The following is a 17,187-nucleotide window of genomic DNA, read 5'->3' as shown; positions in this document are numbered from 1 at the left end:
TATAATTGAACTAGATTTAAGGAAATTAACATGCAAGGTGGAAAGTTTAGTTTTAGAAAATATTTTTTGATTTTAATATTTTTAATTTTTATTGTTTCAGGTATCACTTATTTTTATTCAATGCAAATGTTAGAGAAATCTCAGAAGTTTGTTGAGGACAATTTAGACGCTAAAGTTAAATTAGTTGATATGGAAGATTTTTATTTTGATTTAAATGAATGTTTAAATATGGATGATTTTTTTATTCCGAGGCCTCATTTTTTAAATGAAGATTTAAATAAAAATTTAGTTGTTGATGGGTTGATTAAAAATAAATTCTCTGATGAAAATTTTTTCAAGGATCTTTGGATTAAAAAGGAAAATTTATTTAACATTGATATTGAGAAGGAGAATGAAAAATTAATAGATAAGATTTTAGAAATTTCCAAATGATTAAAAAATATTTGATTTATATAAGTTTGCTATTTGTTGTTTTTGAAGTTTTTCCTGAGCCAGCTTTTATAAGTCAGGGTGATTCATATGAGCTTGATTTTAGTAGTAGGGAAGTAGATATTATTGTAAATACTAATTCAAAGTTTAATCTTTATTTTAAAGATGAATCTTGGATTTATATCAAAAGCAATGAAAATGAAGCTTTTGTTAAGTTAATTGGAGAATCTTATAAGAATGGAGCTGTTTTTGCTTTTCAAACTTTTAAAAAAGAAGGCAAAATTAAGTTGATTTTCAACTACCAAAATGTTAAAGATTCTAGTGAATTTAATAAGATAATTATTTTAAAAATTACAAAAAAGTTTGAAGTTGAAATTCCATATGGTGTTGGTTTTGACGAAGATAAGGACATTAAAAGTAATAATAACAGAAGAGATAATATTAATGTAACTTCTTTAGAGGTGATTTCCCGGGCTTTAAATTTATCTTACATAAATGATTACAAAGGAGCAATAGATTTGCTTAATAAGTATAATTTTAATGATGATAAATATATTTTATTGAAGGCGGAAATTTATTATAAAAATAGAGATTATTTGAAGTCTTATGAAAATTATTTGAAATTGAAGAGCAGATGCTTTCAAAACATTGTTTTTGATCTAATTAAGCTTGGTATAGAATTAAATATTAAAGAAGAGGTCTTGGAGGGCGCCAGATATTTAGTTGAAAAGAATATTGATTTTTCTGAGAATATTTATCTTAAGATCTTTGAATTTTTAGTAATAGGGGGAGAGTATGAGTTTGCTTTAAATTTTAGTTCTCTGTACTTTCCTAAGTATATTAATTCAAGTTTTTCAGATAAATATAGTTATTTTTTGGGAAAGCTTTATGAATCTGAAAGTAAATATAAAAATTTTTTAAAGGCTTTGTATTATTATAAATTAGTTATTGATAATTACCCTTTTAGCGATTATTATGAAAAAGCCAAGATAAGATACTTATTTTTAAAGCGGTTTTTTTAGGAGATATAATATGATACGAAGAAGGCTTACTAAACAACTTGAAATAATAAAAGATTATCTTTGGGATATGAAAGAATGTGTGCTTAAAATTATAGAGGACTCTTTAATAGCCTTAGAATCTAAAGATAAAAGTTTGGCTAAAAAAATAATCAATGAAGATGAAAAAATAATAGATGATTATCAATACGATATTGAGGATTTATGTGGAAGAATAATTGCGACTGAGCATCCTGTTGCCACAGAACTTAGAGAAATTTTAGCAATTATTAAAATAATAAGTTCTCTTGAAAGGATTGCAGATCATGCTACTAAGATTGTAAGAGTTGTTCTTCTTCTTGAATCAGATTCGGGTGATTTTGATTTTCTTAATTTGTATTTTAAACCTTTAAGAGAAATGGCTGATACAGCCAAAGAGATGTTGTCTGATATTTTTGACGCATATTTTGATGGAGATTTTACTAAAATATTAAAGATAGTTAAGTATGACAATATAATAGATAAATTATTTTCAAAGCAAAAAAGTATTGTTATTGAGGCAATGAAAAAAAATCCTGAAAATTTGGATTATCTTTTAAATATATTATTTTTGAATAGTTTCTTGGAAAGAGTGGGCGATCATGTAGCAACAATTGGTGAATTGCTCTATTTTATTAGAATAGGTGAGAAAGTAAACTTAACTTAGAGGCAGTATTTTAGACTTTTTAATCTAAATAAATTTTATATAATAGAAAATTTATTATAAAAAGAATTAATGATCGCTATCATTAATTCTTTTTATAAGTAGCAGGCATTATGTATTCAAGATTTTTGTTTCCCCGGATTGTTTCTGAATGTCCGATTAAAAGGTAAGAATCATTTTTAAGATAGTAGTTAAATTTATTGGTAAGATCGTTTCTAGTTTTTTCATCAAAATAGATCATGACATTCCTGCAAAATATTAGGTCAAATTTTTTACTAAATGGAAATTTTTCATCCATTAAATTTAATTTTTTAAAGTGAACCATTTTTTTTAAAGTTTCTTTAACTTGAAATTTATCATCTTTAAGTTGATTTAAATATTTATTTTTTAAATATTTGGGCAAATTTATTATACGATCTTCAGGATAAATTCCTTCATGAGCTTCTTGTAGCACACTAATTGAAATGTCTGTTGCTAAAATTTTGACTTTAAAATCTACTTTATTATTTTCCATATATTCTTTTAGTATCATTGCAATTGTATATGGCTCCTCACCACTTGAGCAGCCGGCTGACCATATTCTAATTTCTGAGTTTTCTGATTTTAATATTTTTTCAGCAAGTTTGGGTAATATTTTGTTATTTAAAAAATCAAAATGTTTAGATTCTCTGAAAAAATAGGTATGATTTGTTGATATTTTGTCTACTAGTTCAATTAATTGAATACTTCCAGTGCTTTTTTCTAAAAAGTCAATGTATTCAGTAAAATTTTTAAATCCTTTAACTTTTAGAAGAGATGATAATCTACTTTCAATAAGCAGCTTTTTTTTTTCGTTGAGATTGATTCCAAAATTGTTGTAAACTATTTTTATTAGTCTTAAAAGTTCGTCCTTAGTTATATTTATATTGAGGTTTAATTTGTTGTGATTCACATTCATATACTCTTGATTTCATTCTCCTTTCTGATCCAGAGTGATTTGTTTTTATGCTAAAAATGTAATATGTTCTTTTTTACTTCTATAATACTTAAGCGTACAGCTTAAGTTAGATATTTCAATTGCAATAATTTTCCAATTGTGATAATTTAGTAGTTAAATTATTAGTATGCTTACTTATTAAAGGTTGTGTTATGCAAAAAAGAAGTAGAAAAGTCAAAGATGATTTAGCTGTGCTTGATTCTAAAGAAAAAAAAGTTGGTGTATGGGGTATTTTTACTCTTATCTTAATTGTTTTTGGATTTATTATTGCACCTTTACTTCCAGGTATGTTTGATAATGCTAATTCATCTAGTTTAAAATTTGGTTCTTATAAAGGTCAACCTATTTACTATAAAAAAGATAGTAAGTTTGCCAAGTATGTTAATTATTATTCAAATCTTTACTCTAGATTACAAGGGAATGCTAAAAATATTAATATAGATTACAATGTTTGGTATTTGGCATTTATGAAATATGTTGAGGATATTGCCTTTTTTGACTTAATAAAAAAATATAATTTTTATATTTCTAAGGAAATGTTGAATAAAAATTTACTCAGATCCCCTGAATATTTAGATTCTAATGGAAATTTTAGTTCTAAAAGATATAATAAAGCCTCTGATTATCAAAAAGTTAAAATTTATGATGATATGGTAGAAAATATGCTGTTTTCTAATGTGAAAATTTTTTTAAATAGTAATTTAATATTTCCCGATTCTCTTTTTAATACGATTAAAGATATGAGTACTGTAGAAAGGCAAATTTCATATCTTTCTCTTTCTTATCAAGATTTTTCTAATAAAGAGGCAATATTTTATGCTGAGAAAAATTTAAATTTATTCAAACACTTATCGCTTGCGTCCATTCGTTTTAAAAATATGAATGATGCTCGCAATGCTTATGATAAGCTAGTAAACAAAACTCCATTTGAAGAGCTTGCTAAGCTTTATTCAGATGATATAGCTAATTTCAAAGGTGTTGTTTCTTTGGATAAGTATTATTTTGATTTAGATCTTAATGTTGAAAAGAAAGAAGATCTAAATTCCATCTTTTCTTTAAGAGAAGGTGAATTTAGCAAGCCTATTAAGATTAAAAATAAAAATGAATATCAAATATATAAGGCGTTTGGTAATGTTCATGATTTTGATAAAAATTCAGATCGAGATATTAATTCTGTTAAAGATTATATTGAAACTTATGAACCAAGTGTTATTGAAGGTTATTTGGAAAATAAGCTAAATGATTTTCTTAATGATGTTAAGCTTAACAGTTTAAGTCAAGCTCTTGAAAAATATCGGTTTAGTTTAAAAGAAGAAATTGTTAATTTATCTTATAATGTTAATATATATCCCAATACTTTAAAAGAGTTGGTTGAGTTTAATAATAGTAAGTCTTTTTATGATATTGTTTTTGGATTAAAAGAAAATTCTTGGTCTAAGCCTTTTGTAGCGAATAAAAAAGCTTATTTGTTTTTCCTTAACTCAGCTAAAAAAAGATCTAACCAGCTCAAAGAAGAGATCGAAAATGAAAAACTTCTTGACAATTTTAACATTGCAAATAGCGGTTTGATCACAGATTTTTTATTGAATAAAAAAGATTTTGTTAATAATTTTAATGAGTCGTTTTTTGCTTTACAAAACTTTAGTCAAAATTAAGAAATGAATACTATGATAAAGGTTTTGGGTGCTAGTGTAATTAATTTTAGTAAAGAATTGATCCGGTTTTATAATTATTTTTATAGATTTTTGTTTTTATTCTTTTTTTTTATATTATTTGCTTGTTCCAAAGTAAGCAAAGATTTTATTGTTTTTAACAAGGATGTAAAATCTACTCCCAAGATCGAGAATTTAAGTTCTAATGTTTTGGAAATTAACAAAATGGAAGATTTTTTTGGAGATATTATAGATTTAAAAGGTTATAAGATTCTTGTGGTTCAGCAAGAAAATTTAAATTTAGACGTTTATTTTGAACAGGTAGTTTTAGCTCAAAATTTTTCAAATCTTAATGCGTATTTGTTTATCATTGGTTTTGATCCTAAAATTAAGGTTGGAACGATTCTTTTTAAAACCCAAATAGATATTGACCCAAAAAATTCTTATAATATGTATCTTGAGGATATTACGGGCGATTATGATTTTAATATAGTTGTTCAAGGATTTTTAAAAGATAAATCTGTTTTGTACGTTTTTCAAAAATCTGTTTTAAATGATGTGTCTTCTTATAAACCAATATTTTTTGAAAAAGTTAATGGCACTGTTATTATTAATAAGTATACAAGATCTTCAGCTTACGAAGAAAACAGATCAAGAGAAAGCTATCCTATTTCTTTAGAAAAATATGAAAAGGTGGGAGAAGATTTAATAATCAGCAAAATTGAAAAATATGAATATTCTCATGTTCAGGGTAAATATTATCTTTCTTATGTGAGTGAAAAAGTTGGAAAAATTGATAATAATATTTATAAAACTTTGAAAAATTTAAGCAAAGATGAAGTTTATAGATTTTTGCATGGAGTTTGGTACGACTTCCATGATTATAATAAAAAACAGGGCAAAGATATTGATGATGTTTTATTTTTGTCTTTTGAAAAGCAATCAAGTGAGATTAATCTTTTTAGAAAAAATTCTCAAGAAGTTGCAAAGATTGAATATATTTCAAAACCGGCTTACAACACCCTTAATGTTAGCGCGAAGTCTCTTTTTTCAGATTTGATAGTCTACAATTTTTGGATAAAAATTGTAGATAAAGAAAATATTGAAATCAAAATTGACACTAGTACAAATTCTTATGATAACAGTGGATTTTCAGGTGCATTTAAGAGATTTGATGAAAATATCTTAAACGTTAAAAAAAAGGATAATAATATTTATTTTATTCCTAGTGGAAATTACGTGTATAAGGACAAAATTTATGATTTTTCTTACCCCCATTTAACTTATATTGATGAGAATAAAATTTATTATGGAATTTTTAATATTTTCCCTTTAAAAAATAATTTTGTTCTTGAATATGAAATTGATATGGGTAGTTATAAGATTGTTGAATCTTTTTTTCTTGAACATAACGAGAGAGTTGTTCAAAAGCAAAAATTTTCTACAATCATTCTTAATCCTATTAAAATTTTAAAAGATGATGTAAGCTTAGTTAAAGGGCAGAAATTAAAACTTGAGCGAATAGAAAAAATAGGATAATAGTTTTTATGAAAATATTGAGAAGTGTTATAGCTTATTTTAATGTTTTATTGTTCTTTTTGATTTTAGTTTTTTTTTTATTTCCTTTTTACTTGGTTTGTAAAATTTTTTTACTTGAGCGTTATGTTATAAGATTTAGTTTTATTATGATGCGGGCTTGCATTAAGATTGGTTTATGGCTTGCTGGAATTAAAATTATTGTTACGGGTTCTGAAAATATTCCCCAAAAAAGCAATGTAGTAATAATGGGAAATCATATTGCGGCTATGGATCCTTTAATTTTTATTTATACTTTTAATAATCCATTTGTAATATTGGCAAAACATTCTTTGCTAAGAGTTCCTTTTGTAAATATTGGCTTAATTGTTATGGGCGCTATTTTCGTTAATAGAAAGAGTATAAGATCTGCTGCTGCTGCTGAGGCTAAGGCAATAAAGGTTATGAGAGAGGGTAGATCTATTGGAATTTTCCCTGAAGGGACTAGAAATAGAGGGGGAGATACTAAAGTTTTTAAAAAGGGTGCAATTAAGATGGCATTAAAGACAGGAACATCTATTCTTCCTGTTACTCTTTATAATACTAATAACTTTTTCATTAAAAATATCATTTTTAATTCTGGACTATCTGTTTATATTCATGTCCATCCTTTGATAGATATTTTAAAATTAAGTGAATATGAAAAAGAAAATCTTACTAGTATTATTAGAGATAAAATAGTTAAAAAACTTGAAACTATTAAAGTTTAATTTATAAAGCAAGGATTTAGATGAAGACTCAAAATTATGATGAAAGTAAAATAATCACTCTATCTTCCCTTGAACACATTAGATTAAGATCTGGTATGTATATTGGACGTTTAGGAGATGGTTCTAATATTGATGATGGTATTTATGTTTTAATTAAAGAGATAATAGACAATTCAATTGATGAGTTTATTATGGGTTATGGAAATGAAATTTTTATAAGAAAAGAAAATAATCTTATTGCTATTAGGGATTATGGAAGAGGAATTCCTCTTGGAAAAGTTGTTGAGAGCGTTTCAGTTATTAATACCGGAGCCAAGTATAATGATGATGTTTTTCAATTTTCTGTAGGGCTTAATGGTGTTGGAACCAAGGCGGTTAATGCCTTAAGTTCAAAATTTCTAGTAAGGTCAACAAGAAATGGCAAATCTTTTGAGGCGTTGTTTTCTAAGGGAAACTTATTGGAATCTAAAGAAATAGAATCTTCTGATAAAGACGGTACTTATGTTGAGTTTTTAGCAGATTCAGAGATATTTGGAAAATATTCTTACAGTGAAGATTTTCTGAAGAGAAGATTTTTTCATTATGTTTGTTTGAATAAAGGACTTATAATAAACTATAATAATCAAATTTTTGAATCCAAAAACGGTCTTTTAGATTTTTTGAATTCAGAAATTAAAAGTGATGATTTGCTTTATGATATTGTTTACTATTCTAGTAAAACCTTAGAATTTGCTTTTTCTCATACAAATAATTATGGGGAGACTTATTTTTCATTTGTTAATGGTCAATATACCAACGATGGAGGCACCCACCAGACTGGTTTTAGGGAAGGCTTTGTAAGAGCTATTAACGATTTTCTTAAAAAAACATATTCGTCAACAGATATTAGGGAAGGGCTTGTTGCAACTCTTTCTGTTAAAATTAAAGACCCAATATTTGAAAGCCAAACTAAGAATAAGCTTGGAAATATTGAAACTAGAGGTAATGTTGCAAAGGAAGTGCAAAAGATAATTTCTGAAATTTTGTACAAAGATAAAATACTTGCAAAATTGATTGAGAAAAAAGTAGTTGACAATGAACGACTTCGGAAAGAGCTAAGTAGTGTGAGAAAAGAAGCAAGGGAGAGAGCAAAGAAAATATCTTTTAAAATTCCTAAACTTAAGGATTGCAAGTTTCATTTTAATGGCAGCAGTGAGCAGTCAGAACAAACCATGATCTTCTTAACAGAAGGTGATTCTGCAACGGGTTCAATGGTATCTTGTAGAGATGTTTATACTCAGGCTATATTTTCTCTTCGAGGGAAGCCTCAGAATATGTTTGAAAAAAATAAATCTGAAATATATAAAAATGAAGAGCTTTATAATATGATGGTGGCTCTTGGCATTGAAGAATCAATTGAAAATTTAAGGTACAATAAGGTTGTAATAGCAACCGATGCAGATTTTGATGGATTTCATATTAGAAACTTGTTGTTAACTTTTTTCTTGACTTTTTTTGAAGATTTAATTTTAAATGGCCATATGTATATTTTAGAAACTCCTCTTTTTAGGGTTAGGAACAAAAAAAACACTATCTATTGTTATTCTGAGGAGGAAAAACAAAAAGCTATTCTTGAGCTTAAGGGGGGATGTGAAGTAACAAGGTTTAAAGGCCTTGGTGAAATTTCTCCAAATGAATTTAAAGGTTTTATTGATATTAAGAGCATTAAACTTACAAAAGTGGATCTTTTTAATATTAAAGAAATAAAAGAGAAATTGAGGTTTTATATGGGGCAAAATACTCCTGAGAGGCGGAATTTTATTATGGAGAATTTGATCTAATGGATATTAGAACTGTACTTAAAGATAATTTTTTGCAATATTCATCTTATGTTATTAAAGATCGTGCTATTGCTAGTGTTGTTGATGGATTTAAACCAGTACAAAGAAGAATTATACATTCTCTTTTTGAAATGCATGACGGTAATTTTCATAAAGTTGCAAATGTTGTTGGTAATACAATGAAATATCATCCTCATGGTGATACGTCAATTTATGAGGCTCTTGTTAATATTGCCAACAAAGATTTATTTATTGAAAAGCAGGGCAATTTTGGTAATTTGTTTACAGGTGATCCCGCTTCTGCTTCTCGATATATTGAGTGCAGATTAACACCTTTAGCTTTTGATGTTCTTTATAGCAAAGAGATAACAATTTATGAATCTTCTTATGATGGAAGAAATAATGAACCTTTGCTTTATCCTGCAAAAATTCCTGTTATTTTAATTCAGGGAGGTGAGGGAATTGCTGTTGGAATGGCAGCTAAAATATTGCCTCACAATTTTAATGAAATTTTAAATGCAGTAAAGAGCGAGCTTCTTGGAGAGACTTACGATATATATCCTGATTTTCCAACAGGAGGAATAGTTGATGTTAATGAATATGCTGATGGTAACGGTAAAGTTTTAGTTAGAGCTAAAATTGAAACTATAGATGAAAAAACAATTGTAATAAGGGAATTACCTTTTGGTGAGACTACTGAGAGCTTGATATCTTCAATTGAGAAAGCAATTAGAAAAAATTATATTAAAGTTTCAAGTATTAATGATTTTACTGCTGAGAATGTGGCCATAGAACTATCTTTGCCGCGAGGTGTTTATGCAAGCGAAGTGATTGAAAAGTTATATCATTATACAAATTGCCAGATATCAATTTCTGTTAATTTATTATTGCTTAGTGAGAGGTATCCTGTTGTTTATACCATTAAAGATCTTATTAAATTTCATGCAGCCCATCTTCAAAAAATTTTAAAAATGGAACTTGAATTACAAAGAAGTAAAATTCTTGAAAAAATATTTTATAAAACACTAGAGCAAATTTTTATTGAAAAAAAGATTTATAAACTTCTTGAAACAATTTCTAAAGAAGAAAATATTGTAAATATAATATTGTCGGAGGTTTTAAGCTATAAAGAATCTTTTTCAAGGGAAGTTTTTAAAGAAGATGTTGAAAATTTGCTTAAGATTCCAATTAGAAAAATAAGTCTTTTTGATATTGATAAAAATTCCAAGGATATTAAAATTTTAAATAAAGAATTAAAGAGTGTAAATAGCAGTATTTCTTCAATAAGGGGATATTCAATAAACTTTATTGATTTATTACTTGCAAAGTATTCTAAAGAGCATCAAAGGAAAACCGAAATTTCTTTAATCAAATCAAAGAGTGTAAAAGAAATAGCTACAAAGAATATGAAAGTTTATTTGAACTTGGCAGAAGGTTTTGTAGGAACTAGTCTTTTTGGTGGTGAGTTTATTGGAAATGCTAGTTATTATGATAAAATATTGATTTTTAGGGAAAATAGCTATGTTCTTAAAAATATTGAAGATAAGGCATTTATAGATAAAAAAAATGTATGTGCTTTGGTTTATGATGTAAATAATTCAAAAGAACAAATATTTTCAATAATTTATCTTAATAAGCTTGACAATTTTTATTATGTTAAAAGATTTAAAATAGATAAATTTATTACAGATAAAGTCTATGAATTTTTGGGAGAAAATGATGAATTTGTAGATTTTTCATTAAGCCCTAAATTTGTAGAATTTTCTACAAATAAAGACATTGTTAAAAGAATTGAAATTACGAATTTTATAGTCAAATCAAGAAGCTCTATTGGGAAGCGAATTTCAGGCAACAATTTGAAAAAAGTTAAATTTAAATAGTTTTAAAAACCTTTTTTAAATTTCATTAATATGCTAACATAGTACCAGTTTTAATGAAGGGGTTTTTATGAATAAATTTTTAATTTTTGTTTTGGTAACCTTTTGTGTTTTTTCTAGCTTTGCTCAAGCTTATGATTCTAAAAGTGATTTTAATCTGGGGGCGGGAGAAAAACTTTTGGCTTATGAAACTAACAAGAAAGATCCTATTGTACCATTTTTATTGAACCTTTTTTTAGGGTTTGGGATAGGTTCTTTTGTTCAAGGAGATATTCTTGGGGGTTCTCTTATTCTTGGATTTGATGCAGTTGGTATAGGGTTAATACTTACGGGAGCTTATTTAGATATTAAAGCTTTAGGTAATAATGCTAAAAAAGTTGCTTTTAAATGGACTTGGGGTAAGGGAATGATGTTGGCAGGTATGCTTACTATGACTGTGACAAGATTAACAGAAATTATTCTTCCATTTACATTTGCCAATAGTTATAATAAGAAGCTGAAAAATAGCCTTAATATAGCTTTGGGAGGATTTGAGCCTAATTTTGATGTCAATATAGGTCAAGCTAGTGCTCTTGGGTTTGAACTGTCTTTCAAGAAAAGTTATTAATTTTATTTTATTATAAAAATGAGTGATTGCAATTTTGTATTGTGATTACTCATTGTAATTGAAAAATCAGAGTTTTTATTTATATTTTATTTCTCTACTAAGCTCTTTTTTCATGCTTTTTTGTTTTAGTATTTCTCTTTTATCATGCAATTTTTTTCCTTTGCATATTCCTATTTCTACTTTAATTATCGATTTTTTTAAATAAAAGCTAATAGGAATTAAAGTGTATCCTTCTTTTTCTTTAAATTTTTTCAGTCTTTGTAATTCCTGTTTTCTTATTAGAAGTTTTCTGGGTCTTAATTCATCATGATTGAAGATATTTCCTTCTTTATATTTTGATACGTGCAAGTTTTCAAGCCACAATTCTTCTTTTTTTATGCTTGCAAAGCTATTATTAAATGATAATTTCTTTGCTTTTATTGATTTCACTTCGGTTCCTTGCAGTACTATTCCACAACTTATTTTCTCTTCAATAAAGTAATTGAATTTTGCCTTTTTGTTTTCAAGAAACAAATCGTTTGTCTTCAAATCTATTCCTTTGATACAATCAATCTAAAGCCAATGTTTGGAGAACTCCAATTCTTCAAAAAAGAAGCTTTAGTTGATGGATTGAGTAAGTTATTATTTTGATGAGAGTATGTTCTAATTTCTGTTATTAATGAATAAAAATTTGAATTTTCGTTATAAAAATTTTTTTCATTTTTGAATATTGCAATATCGTTAAAAGACGAATTTTGCATTAAATTCCAAAATCCAACTTTTTTTGATATTTCATTGATATTTAATGGTTTTTTGTTTGGTTCTTTTTGATATAATTCCCATTCTTGTGATATGGGAAGTCTTGCTTTGAATCCGTCGGGAAGTTTTTTAGAGTACCAGTTGGCATATTCTAATGCTGAAAAATAAGATATTCCCGTGATAGCTTCATTTAAGCCTATTTGATTAAAATTTTTAAGATAATTTTCATCCACAAGCTGTTCTTTTATTAAACTTTCTTTGTTATTTAATGTCCATTTTGGATTTTCTTTTAAAAAATCTTGATATTCATATTTTGTAACATTTTGCTCTTGAATAAGAAATTCTTTTATATTGTAGGTAGATTTTAGTGAAATATTTTTTGAATCTAATTCATAATTTTGAATTTTCTCGATTTTATTTGAGTTTATTTTTTTAAATCCAGGTAACTTTATGTTAATTTTTTCATTTTTGGAAATTAATTGAATATTTTCATTGTCTAGAGTTTTGGTTAATGTTTTAACCCAAGGCTTATCTTTTGTTAGTATTTTCAGATCTTTGTCTAAATTTTCTAAAAACCAAAAGATAGCTCTATTTTCTAAATCAAAATTTGTTTTTAGAGAGTTCCATATTTCTTGATTACTATTGTTTTGATCTATTGAATACACTAATTTGTATGAGTTTAGAAAATCTTTAAACATTTCGATTGAATTTAAGTGAGGTATTGAGTCTTTTAGAAATTTTTTAATGTATTGGGGATGTTCTTTGAGCTCACTAGATATTAATGAAAATACAGGAATTAATTTTGTATTTTCATTAATATTTTTTATTCTCACCATTATAGAGAGCTCTTTTTGTCTTTGTTTAATGATCTTTTCAGGATCAACCAGCTCTAAATTTATTTGTAAATTGTAGCTTCCAAAAAATTTATTGTGAATTTTTATGTTTTGTTCGTAGGTTTTAAATCCCATCCTTTTTGCTTTAATAATTCCTTCAGTGGCATTTATATATTTTTTAAGTGGAGTTCTGCCGATATATTTTTCGTTTAAATAGATGTAAGTATTTTCAATATTAGAATTTATTTTTAAATATGCTCCTGGATTTTTAAACTTAGGTATGATTATTAAAATTGATATTAAACTTAAAAGTAGTATTATCGTTGTAAGAAATACGTAAACTTTGGGCGATATTCCTAGAATTGGTTTTAATTTAACTTCAAAAAGCTCAATATTTGAATTCTCATCACTTTCTTTCATCTTTTAAAGTATAGAAAAGTATTTAAATAAGTGTCAATATTTTGTATGATTTAATTCTTGAGGTTAGATTATGTATTTAAGAAAATTGGATAAATTTGCATCTTTTTTGGTGTATTTTGTTGAAAAATACTTAACATATCGAAAAAGAAAAAAGTATTTTTGCAAATTAAGGGCTAAGAAACGAGGATTTTTGCTAAACTTTTTATTTGATTTTGTAGCGGCTGCAATTTTTGTCTTGGTAATAAATCAGTATTTTATTCAAGCTTATAAAATACCATCGGGTTCAATGGAAAATACTCTTCAAATAGGGGATTTTTTGTTTGTAGATAAATTTTCTTACGGCCCGGAACTTTTACCAGGATTGTTTAAGATTAATGGTTTTAAAGCCCCAGAAGAATCAGATATTATTATTTTTGAAAATCCAGAGTATAAATCAAAGGGTGTTTTTTTTGATATTTTTCAAAGAATACTTTACATGTTAACGCTATCTTTTATTGATCTTGATAGAGATGAATATGGCAATCCTAATGTTAGATTCCTCGTAAAAAGAGGCTTATTTGCAGATGGTAAAATTGTTAGATTTAACAACGGTAAGGCTTATGTTAAAAAAGAAGGCGAAGAAAATTTTATTTTAGAAGATTCTTATCGGGATTTGGTTGATCAAAATTTTAATATTAAAAAAATTGTGGAAAATGAGGACTATGGGATTTATGGTGATTTTGCTATGTTTATTGCTCTGAGCCAGTTAAATATAAATTTAAGTAGTGCTCCCGATTTTTCATTTTTTGATGTTAGAGTGATTGATAGGTTTGAGCTTGAAAGGTTGGAATATAAGTATTTATCTGCTTTTATGCCTTATGTTGATTATTATATAGAAAAAGCTATAATGAGAGATTATGGAATTTATGTTCCTTATGGATATGTTTTGCCAATTGGGGACAATAGGGATAATTCTCATGATGGTCGGTTTTTTGGAGTGATCAATAAAAATAAAGTACTTGGAAGAACCTTGATAATATATCTTCCATTTTCTAGGGTAGGATTTATTTAAAGTGGCTCCATACTTAACTTTTGAGCAAAGGCTTTTAAGAAAAAAACAAAGAAAAATTTTTTTTAAATATGTTTTAACATTTTTAATGTTAAATTTTTTTTTCACAAAGTTTGTTTTGCAAATTTTTATTATTAAAAGTAATGACATGTTGCCGACAATAACAAAAAATTCTAGTTTATTTTTTGTTGCAACACATCTAACATCTTTTTTTATTCCTTTGAAAATGAATGATATTGTTCTTTATGAAGATTTTAGGTTAAGTAATAATTTTTTATTAACTTTAATAAAAGATTTCTTTTTTTTAAATAAAATCTTTAAAAGAGCAAGCTATAAGGTCTCAAGAATAGCAGCCGTTCAGGGTGATTCTGTATATGTTAGAGGTTTGAATGTTTTGGTAAACAAAAAGGATACAGATTTTTTTTATTTGAATGGCAATTTGGTTAGCTATTACAAGTTGAATAATTTTTTTAAAACAGATGAAGTGATTAAGTGTTTTATTTTGAAAAAAAATGAAATTTTTTTATTAAATGACAATTTAAGTGTTTTAAATGATTCTAGAATATTTGGGCCTATTAATAAAAACACTATTGTTTCTTTTTTAGCATTTAAGGTAGTGGACTATAAGATTGTTAAATAAAATTTTTGTTGATGCTGATTCTTGTAATTTTAAGATAATAAAATTTTTACAAAAATTTATATTGCACAATAAATCAAAGCTTATTATAGTTTCTAATAAGTTTTTGAGTTTGGAAAAAACAGAAAATGTTGCTTTAGAAGTGGTAGACAATGTTGATGTATTTATTTTGAATTTAGCAGATAGGTACAGTCTTGTGATTACCCGAGATATTTTTTTTGCTAAACTTCTTTTGGATCTTGAGGTTAAGGTTATGAATGATGAGGGTCGAATTTTTAATATAAATAATATAAATTATTTATATTTTAGATCTAAGATTAATTTCAATTTGAAAATTAAGGTTAAAAAATATTATGATGTAGATTTTAATAAATCTAGATATGAAAAATTTATAACAAATTTTTATTCTTTATTCTTTAGTTAATTTTTTGTTTTCCAATTTCCACAAACCTTTACCCTGAGTTAATATGTAAATTGTGTTGTTTGATACGGGAATAATATCGTTAAGACCTGTTTTGCTTAGCTGGGAACCATTATAAGCCCCAGGCGCTACAGATTTTGAGGGTGCTTGTAAAGCAAAAATTCCTTCTTTGTTTTTTGTAAATTCTGCAAATCCATTATTACTTCCGATTAATATTACATCATTAAATTCTCTTGCAAAGTAGCCGTTAAATTCGCCTACTTCTTCTTGAATAAATATTGGTGTTGTGTAACTATTTGCATTTGAATATACTTTGAATTTTGTGTCTAAATTATTATAACCACCAGTCATCACTAAAATTTCAGAAAAACCCCTAATGCTTGTTTTAATGATAGGCATTATTTCTTTGGCTTGTTGATAGTCTATGCTTCTATATGTATTGTTATTCATTTGCCATATTTTAAGTGAATTTCCTGTAATTAAGTTATCCTCATTTGATACTTGATAAAATTTGTCGTTTTCAGTAGCTTGCGATGGTGTTTTGTCAATTCCTTGTAGATCAAAAATTCTCTCTTGATTGTTTTTATCTATAGCTAAAATATATGCTTCTTTTATGCCATCTTTTCCTACAGATTTTAAGAATTTATATGCTTTTAGTGATTTTTTAAATTTCAATGTCCATTCTTTTCCATTTAGCTCACAAACTTCTAGTTCCGCTTGTTTGTTTTGTGCTAAAAGATAGGTTTTCCCAGATACATTTACAATGTCATTTATAAACTCATAAGAATTGCTCAAGTCAATTTTTTCTATTTTGCCGTTTTCTTTTTTAAATAAATGCATAGCTGCAATATAGAGAGTTTCTCCTACCAGAGAAATTCCTCTTGGACTTGAACTGCCTAAAATATTATGTTCATGGTTTATTTTTTGTAGATTTCCTAGTTGGGAAAATATGGATTCGCTTGAGCATGCTATTAGTAAAAATATTAATAGGCTTAAAATTAATCTTTTTTTAAAATAGTTTTCATATTTTTGTTTCATTTTTATCCTATAATTTATTTACATTTACTGTAACTGATAATGATATAAGTGCAAAATGTGCCATTTTAGCAGAATTTCCAAATTCAAACATCATCCACCAAGATGCTGTTGCTCCAAAAGACCATTTATAGTTAAAGTTCCATAAAATTCCAGATCCAAAAGAGATTGTAGGAAGTGCATCAAAAGTTCTTAAATTTGTAATATTGTTATTTCTGTCCCCATACGTATTAAGAGAAAACCCTACATTTGTGAAAATTGGAATTTGGAATAATTCTCCTATATCAAATATATAGTTTATTGAAAATGTAATAGGCACACTATAAAAAATTTTACCTACACTTGAATCTGGATTTAATATATTAAAAGAGTGGTTAATGTCAAAGTTAAACATATATCTTAGTTCAAGCCCAATTGCTAAATTATTTAAAATATGGTATTGATATTTTATTGCCCCAATACCCCCCGGATATAAATTGGTAGAATAAGCTCTTGATAAGTCGTTGTAAAAAATAGGCATTCCAACACTTAAGTCTATTCCCAAAGTAGAGTTTGTATGTCTATCAATATTGGCTGCGGCCTCAATTTTTTTTATGTTTACACCAATTAGTAAGAATGCAATTAGTGTTATAAAAAGATACCTTTTCATTATTCTCCATTCTTTTAAAATTATTATCCTTGTTTATTATAGTTTAAAATAAATTTAAT

At 26.5% G+C, this 17,187-nt stretch carries 17 protein-coding genes; 12 read left to right on the top strand and 5 right to left on the bottom strand.

Annotation, left to right across the window (positions count from 1 at the left end):
• Positions 1-30: 30 nt before the first annotated feature.
• The 3 genes from BVAVS116_RS00215 to phoU are packed head-to-tail and all read left to right on the top strand — an operon-like array spanning position 31 to position 2,133.
• Positions 31-432: a hypothetical protein gene (locus BVAVS116_RS00215; RefSeq protein WP_006068614.1), complete on the top strand. Its 402-nt coding sequence runs from the start codon at positions 31-33 to the stop codon at positions 430-432.
• Positions 429-1,451 carry a tetratricopeptide repeat protein gene (locus tag BVAVS116_RS00210; RefSeq protein ID WP_006068724.1) on the top strand — a complete coding sequence of 341 codons (1,023 nt, stop codon included), beginning with the start codon at positions 429-431 and terminating at the stop codon, positions 1,449-1,451. Before BVAVS116_RS00215 ends, BVAVS116_RS00210 begins: the two co-directional genes overlap by 4 nt.
• A gap of 10 nt (positions 1,452-1,461) precedes the next feature.
• The gene (gene phoU / locus BVAVS116_RS00205; RefSeq protein WP_006068828.1) at positions 1,462-2,133 is read left to right on the top strand and encodes a phosphate signaling complex protein PhoU; all 672 of its coding nucleotides are present in this window, start codon (positions 1,462-1,464) and stop codon (positions 2,131-2,133) included.
• 82 nt (positions 2,134-2,215) lie between these two features.
• Here phoU and BVAVS116_RS00200 read toward each other — a convergent pair whose 3' ends face one another.
• Positions 2,216-3,067: a protein-glutamate O-methyltransferase gene (locus BVAVS116_RS00200; RefSeq protein ID WP_040351323.1), complete on the bottom strand. Its 852-nt coding sequence runs from the start codon at positions 3,065-3,067 to the stop codon at positions 2,216-2,218.
• Between the two features lie 191 nt (positions 3,068-3,258).
• On the opposite strand from BVAVS116_RS00200, the gene BVAVS116_RS00195 reads away from it, so the two are divergent.
• The 6 genes from BVAVS116_RS00195 (at position 3,259) to BVAVS116_RS00170 (ending at position 11,347) form a co-directional block, all read left to right on the top strand.
• Positions 3,259-4,761: a peptidylprolyl isomerase gene (locus tag BVAVS116_RS00195; RefSeq protein ID WP_006068719.1), complete on the top strand. Its 1,503-nt coding sequence runs from the start codon at positions 3,259-3,261 to the stop codon at positions 4,759-4,761.
• 12 nt (positions 4,762-4,773) lie between these two features.
• Positions 4,774-6,297 (top strand): pallilysin-related adhesin, encoded by a 1,524-nt coding sequence (locus BVAVS116_RS00190; RefSeq protein ID WP_006068977.1) that lies wholly within the window; start codon positions 4,774-4,776, stop codon positions 6,295-6,297.
• Between the two features lie 8 nt (positions 6,298-6,305).
• Positions 6,306-7,043 (top strand): 1-acyl-sn-glycerol-3-phosphate acyltransferase, encoded by a 738-nt coding sequence (locus BVAVS116_RS00185; protein WP_006068897.1) that lies wholly within the window; start codon positions 6,306-6,308, stop codon positions 7,041-7,043.
• A 20-nt stretch (positions 7,044-7,063) separates the two neighbouring features.
• Positions 7,064-8,863, top strand: a complete 1,800-nt coding sequence (locus BVAVS116_RS00180; RefSeq protein WP_006068375.1) for a DNA topoisomerase IV subunit B — start codon at positions 7,064-7,066, stop codon at positions 8,861-8,863.
• Positions 8,863-10,743: a DNA topoisomerase IV subunit A gene (locus BVAVS116_RS00175; RefSeq protein WP_006068208.1), complete on the top strand. Its 1,881-nt coding sequence runs from the start codon at positions 8,863-8,865 to the stop codon at positions 10,741-10,743. Before BVAVS116_RS00180 ends, BVAVS116_RS00175 begins: the two co-directional genes overlap by 1 nt.
• Before the next feature lie 67 nt (positions 10,744-10,810).
• Positions 10,811-11,347, top strand: a complete 537-nt coding sequence (locus BVAVS116_RS00170; RefSeq protein WP_006068514.1) for a P13 family porin — start codon at positions 10,811-10,813, stop codon at positions 11,345-11,347.
• A 75-nt stretch (positions 11,348-11,422) separates the two neighbouring features.
• Here BVAVS116_RS00170 and smpB read toward each other — a convergent pair whose 3' ends face one another.
• Positions 11,423-11,875 (bottom strand): SsrA-binding protein SmpB, encoded by a 453-nt coding sequence (gene smpB, locus BVAVS116_RS00165; RefSeq protein ID WP_006068810.1) that lies wholly within the window; start codon positions 11,873-11,875, stop codon positions 11,423-11,425.
• 2 nt (positions 11,876-11,877) lie between these two features.
• On the bottom strand, positions 11,878-13,338 hold the full coding sequence (locus tag BVAVS116_RS00160) for an SUMF1/EgtB/PvdO family nonheme iron enzyme (RefSeq protein WP_006068937.1): 1,461 nt from the start codon (positions 13,336-13,338) through the stop codon (positions 11,878-11,880).
• Positions 13,339-13,408: 70 nt separating this feature from the next.
• On the opposite strand from BVAVS116_RS00160, the gene lepB (BVAVS116_RS00155) reads away from it, so the two are divergent.
• From lepB (BVAVS116_RS00155) to BVAVS116_RS00145, 3 genes are read left to right on the top strand one after another with little or no spacing between them, the layout of a single operon-like run.
• Positions 13,409-14,389 (top strand): signal peptidase I, encoded by a 981-nt coding sequence (gene lepB, locus BVAVS116_RS00155; protein WP_006068655.1) that lies wholly within the window; start codon positions 13,409-13,411, stop codon positions 14,387-14,389.
• Position 14,390: 1 nt separating this feature from the next.
• Positions 14,391-15,026: a signal peptidase I gene (gene lepB / locus BVAVS116_RS00150; protein WP_006068771.1), complete on the top strand. Its 636-nt coding sequence runs from the start codon at positions 14,391-14,393 to the stop codon at positions 15,024-15,026.
• Entirely contained in the window at positions 15,016-15,447 is a 432-nt protein-coding gene (locus BVAVS116_RS00145) for a DUF188 domain-containing protein (protein WP_006068604.1), read from the top strand. The genes lepB (BVAVS116_RS00150) and BVAVS116_RS00145 overlap by 11 nt, the downstream gene beginning before the upstream one ends.
• Here BVAVS116_RS00145 and bamB read toward each other — a convergent pair.
• Both bamB and BVAVS116_RS00135 read right to left on the bottom strand, forming a co-directional pair.
• Positions 15,433-16,482, bottom strand: coding sequence for an outer membrane protein assembly factor BamB (gene bamB, locus BVAVS116_RS00140; protein WP_006068477.1), 1,050 nt, complete (start codon positions 16,480-16,482; stop codon positions 15,433-15,435). The two genes, BVAVS116_RS00145 and bamB, sit on opposite strands and share 15 nt — an antisense overlap.
• A gap of 7 nt (positions 16,483-16,489) precedes the next feature.
• Positions 16,490-17,128 (bottom strand): BB0027 family outer member beta-barrel protein, encoded by a 639-nt coding sequence (locus tag BVAVS116_RS00135; RefSeq protein ID WP_006068205.1) that lies wholly within the window; start codon positions 17,126-17,128, stop codon positions 16,490-16,492.
• Between the last annotated feature and the right edge of the window lie 59 nt (positions 17,129-17,187).

This window comes from Borreliella valaisiana VS116 (assembly GCF_000170955.2).
Taxonomy (GTDB): domain Bacteria; phylum Spirochaetota; class Spirochaetia; order Borreliales; family Borreliaceae; genus Borreliella; species Borreliella valaisiana.
This window is presented reverse-complemented; position numbering and strand designations above follow the sequence as displayed.

What these genes read in the sequence shown, in the direction of transcription:
- BVAVS116_RS00180 (WP_006068375.1), top strand. Translation starts at nt 7,064, where the DNA reads ATGAAGACTCAAAATTATGATGAAAGTAAAATAATCACTCTATCTTCC.
- BVAVS116_RS00170 (WP_006068514.1), top strand. Translation starts at nt 10,811, where the DNA reads ATGAATAAATTTTTAATTTTTGTTTTGGTAACCTTTTGTGTTTTTTCT.
- BVAVS116_RS00195 (WP_006068719.1), top strand. Translation starts at nt 3,259, where the DNA reads ATGCAAAAAAGAAGTAGAAAAGTCAAAGATGATTTAGCTGTGCTTGAT.
- BVAVS116_RS00190 (WP_006068977.1), top strand. Translation starts at nt 4,774, where the DNA reads ATGATAAAGGTTTTGGGTGCTAGTGTAATTAATTTTAGTAAAGAATTG.
- BVAVS116_RS00185 (WP_006068897.1), top strand. Translation starts at nt 6,306, where the DNA reads ATGAAAATATTGAGAAGTGTTATAGCTTATTTTAATGTTTTATTGTTC.
- BVAVS116_RS00200 (WP_040351323.1), bottom strand. Translation starts at nt 3,067, where the DNA reads ATGAATGTGAATCACAACAAATTAAACCTCAATATAAATATAACTAAG.
- BVAVS116_RS00160 (WP_006068937.1), bottom strand. Translation starts at nt 13,338, where the DNA reads ATGAAAGAAAGTGATGAGAATTCAAATATTGAGCTTTTTGAAGTTAAA.
- BVAVS116_RS00215 (WP_006068614.1), top strand. Translation starts at nt 31, where the DNA reads ATGCAAGGTGGAAAGTTTAGTTTTAGAAAATATTTTTTGATTTTAATA.
- bamB (WP_006068477.1), bottom strand. Translation starts at nt 16,482, where the DNA reads ATGAAACAAAAATATGAAAACTATTTTAAAAAAAGATTAATTTTAAGC.
- lepB (WP_006068655.1), top strand. Translation starts at nt 13,409, where the DNA reads ATGTATTTAAGAAAATTGGATAAATTTGCATCTTTTTTGGTGTATTTT.
- BVAVS116_RS00175 (WP_006068208.1), top strand. Translation starts at nt 8,863, where the DNA reads ATGGATATTAGAACTGTACTTAAAGATAATTTTTTGCAATATTCATCT.
- BVAVS116_RS00210 (WP_006068724.1), top strand. Translation starts at nt 429, where the DNA reads ATGATTAAAAAATATTTGATTTATATAAGTTTGCTATTTGTTGTTTTT.
- phoU (WP_006068828.1), top strand. Translation starts at nt 1,462, where the DNA reads ATGATACGAAGAAGGCTTACTAAACAACTTGAAATAATAAAAGATTAT.
- BVAVS116_RS00135 (WP_006068205.1), bottom strand. Translation starts at nt 17,128, where the DNA reads ATGAAAAGGTATCTTTTTATAACACTAATTGCATTCTTACTAATTGGT.